At 71.3% G+C, this 2,345-nt stretch carries 3 protein-coding genes; 1 reads left to right on the top strand and 2 read right to left on the bottom strand.

All coding sequences use genetic code 11. The features are described 5' to 3' along the window. Positions 1-22: 22 nt before the first annotated feature. Together leuD and leuC are read right to left on the bottom strand one after the other, a co-directional pair. Positions 23-622, bottom strand: a complete 600-nt coding sequence (leuD, locus tag A6V29_RS18825) for a 3-isopropylmalate dehydratase small subunit (protein WP_137161736.1) — start codon at positions 620-622, stop codon at positions 23-25. After that, positions 622-2,037, bottom strand: a complete 1,416-nt coding sequence (gene leuC, locus A6V29_RS18820; RefSeq protein WP_137161735.1) for a 3-isopropylmalate dehydratase large subunit — start codon at positions 2,035-2,037, stop codon at positions 622-624. The genes leuD and leuC overlap by 1 nt, the downstream gene beginning before the upstream one ends. Before the next feature lie 53 nt (positions 2,038-2,090). Here leuC and A6V29_RS18815 point away from each other — a divergent pair. Continuing rightward, on the top strand, positions 2,091-2,345 hold a 255-nt coding region (locus A6V29_RS18815), incomplete at its 3' end, for a helix-turn-helix domain-containing protein (protein ID WP_249933346.1).

The following is a 2,345-nucleotide window of genomic DNA, read 5'->3' as shown; positions in this document are numbered from 1 at the left end:
CCAACGTCCGTGGTCAGTACACCTAGAGGGCGGGGAGGGCCTTCGGCTTCCAGGTGGGACGGGTCGCCTCGAACGCCTCGACGTCGCCGAGGTGGCGCTCGGTGAGGCCGACGTCGTCCAGCCCCTCCAGCAGCCGCCAGCGGACGTAGTCGTCGATCTCGAAGGGGACGACGACGTCGCCGTAGCTGACCGTCTTCTCCTGCAGGTCGACGGTCACCCGCGTCGCCGGGTCCGCCTCGATCGCCGACCACAGCGCCTCCACCTGCTCCTGCGGGAGGACGACGGTGAGCAGGCCGGACTTGGTCGAGTTGTTGCGGAAGATGTCGGCGAACCGCGAGCTGATGACGACCCGGAAGCCGCCGTCGAGCAGCGCCCAGTTGGCGTGCTCGCGGGACGAGCCGGTGCCGAAGTCCGGCCCCGCCACCAGGATCGACGCGTCGGCGTACTCGGGCTTGTTCAGCACGAAGTCCGGCTCGTTGGTGCGCCAGGCGACGAACAGGCCGTCCTCGAACCCGGTGCGGGTGATCCGCTTGAGGTACTCGGCCGGGATGATCTGGTCGGTGTCGACGGCGCTGCGCCGCAGCGGCGCAGCGGTACCGGTGTGGGTGGTGAAGGCGTCCATCAGAGGGTCACCGTCTCCTTCAGGTCGGCGGGGGCGGTCAGCTTCCCGGTGAGGGCGGTGGCGGCGGCGACCGACGGCGACACCAGGTGGGTGCGCCCGCCCTTGCCCTGCCGGCCCTGGAAGTTGCGGTTGCTCGTCGACGCCGAACGCTCGCCCGGCTTGAGCTGGTCGGGGTTCATGCCCAGGCACATCGAGCAGCCCGCGCCCCGCCACTCGGCGCCGGCCTCGAGGAAGACCTTGTCCAGGCCTTCCTCCTCGGCCTGGGTCTTCACGCCCACCGAGCCGGGGACGACCAGCATGCGGGTGTTCGGGTCGATCTTCTTCCCGCGCAGCAGCTCGGCGGCGATCCGCAGGTCCTCGATCCGGCCGTTGGTGCAGGAGCCGAGGAAGACGGTGTCGACCTCGATCTCCCGCAGCGGGGTGCCGGCGGTCAGGCCCATGTAGGCCAGCGCCTGCTCGGCCGCCCGGCGCTCGCCCTCGTCGGCGAAGTCGGCCGGGTCCGGGACCACGCCGTCGATCGGCAGCCCCTGGCCGGGGTTGGTGCCCCAGGTGACGAACGGGGTCAGCGTCGCGGCGTCGATGACGACCTCCGCGTCGAACACCGCTCCCTCGTCGGTGCGCAGCGTCGACCAGTACTCGACCGCCGCGTCCCAGTCCGCGCCCTGGGGGGCGTGCGGCCGGCCCTTCAGGAAGTCCAGGGTCACCTGGTCGGGAGCGATGAGCCCGGCCTTGGCGCCGGCCTCGATCGACATGTTGCAGATCGTCATCCGGGCTTCCATCGACAGCTTCTCGATGGCGCTGCCGCGGTACTCGATCACGTGGCCCTGGGCGCCGTTGGTCCCGATCTTGGCGATGACGGCCAGGATGATGTCCTTCGACGAGACGCCGGCGGGCAGCTCGCCCTCCACCGTCACCGCCATCTGCTTGGGCCGGTACTGGGGCAGCGTCTGGGTGGCGAGCACGTGCTCGACCTCGCTGGTGCCGATGCCGAACGCCAGCGCGCCGAACGCGCCGTGGGTGGAGGTGTGACTGTCCCCGCAGACGATGGTCATGCCCGGCTGGGTCAGGCCGAGCTGCGGGCCGATGACGTGCACGATGCCCTGGTCGCGGTCGCCCATCGGGGCGAGGCGGATGCCGAACTCCTCGGCGTTCTTCCGCAGCGCCTCGATCTGCGCGCGGCTCACCGGGTCGGCGATCGGGGCGAGGATGTCCAGCGTCGGGACGTTGTGGTCCTCGGTGGCCATCGTGAGGTCGGGACGACGCACCGTGCGCCCGGCGGCGCGGAGGCCGTCGAACGCCTGGGGGCTGGTGACCTCGTGCACGAGGTGCAGGTCGATGTACAGCAGGTCGGGCTCGCCTGCGGCGCTGCGCACCACGTGGGCGTCGTAGACCTTCTCCGCCAGGGTCTTCGGCACGGTTCGTCCTCTCACCGGGATCACCGGGTGCGTTCTGCTTGCCGTCTCACTGTATGAGATGCAAGTATTGCTCTGTGGGACAGCCTAACCCAGTCGCCGTTCTGGACAAAGCGGTCGCCATCCTCCGTGCGGTGTCCGAGGAGCCGGCGACCCTCGCCGAGCTCGTCGCGCGCACGGGCCTTCCCCGGGCGACGGCCCACCGGCTGGCCGTGGCACTGGAGGGGCACCGCCTCGTCCGGCGCACCGACGCCGGCACCTGGGCGCCCGGGCCGGCCCTCGCCGAGCTGGGGCGCGGCGCCGCGGACCTC

It is taken from the genome of Blastococcus sp. CCUG 61487 (genome assembly GCF_005222955.1).
Lineage (GTDB): Bacteria > Actinomycetota > Actinomycetes > Mycobacteriales > Geodermatophilaceae > Blastococcus.
The sequence above is the reverse complement of the archived record's forward strand: the minus strand, read 5'-3'. Positions and strand labels throughout refer to the sequence as shown.

Excerpts from the sequence above, each read along its gene's own strand:
- leuD (WP_137161736.1), bottom strand. The coding sequence starts at position 622 with ATGGACGCCTTCACCACCCACACCGGTACCGCTGCGCCGCTGCGGCGC.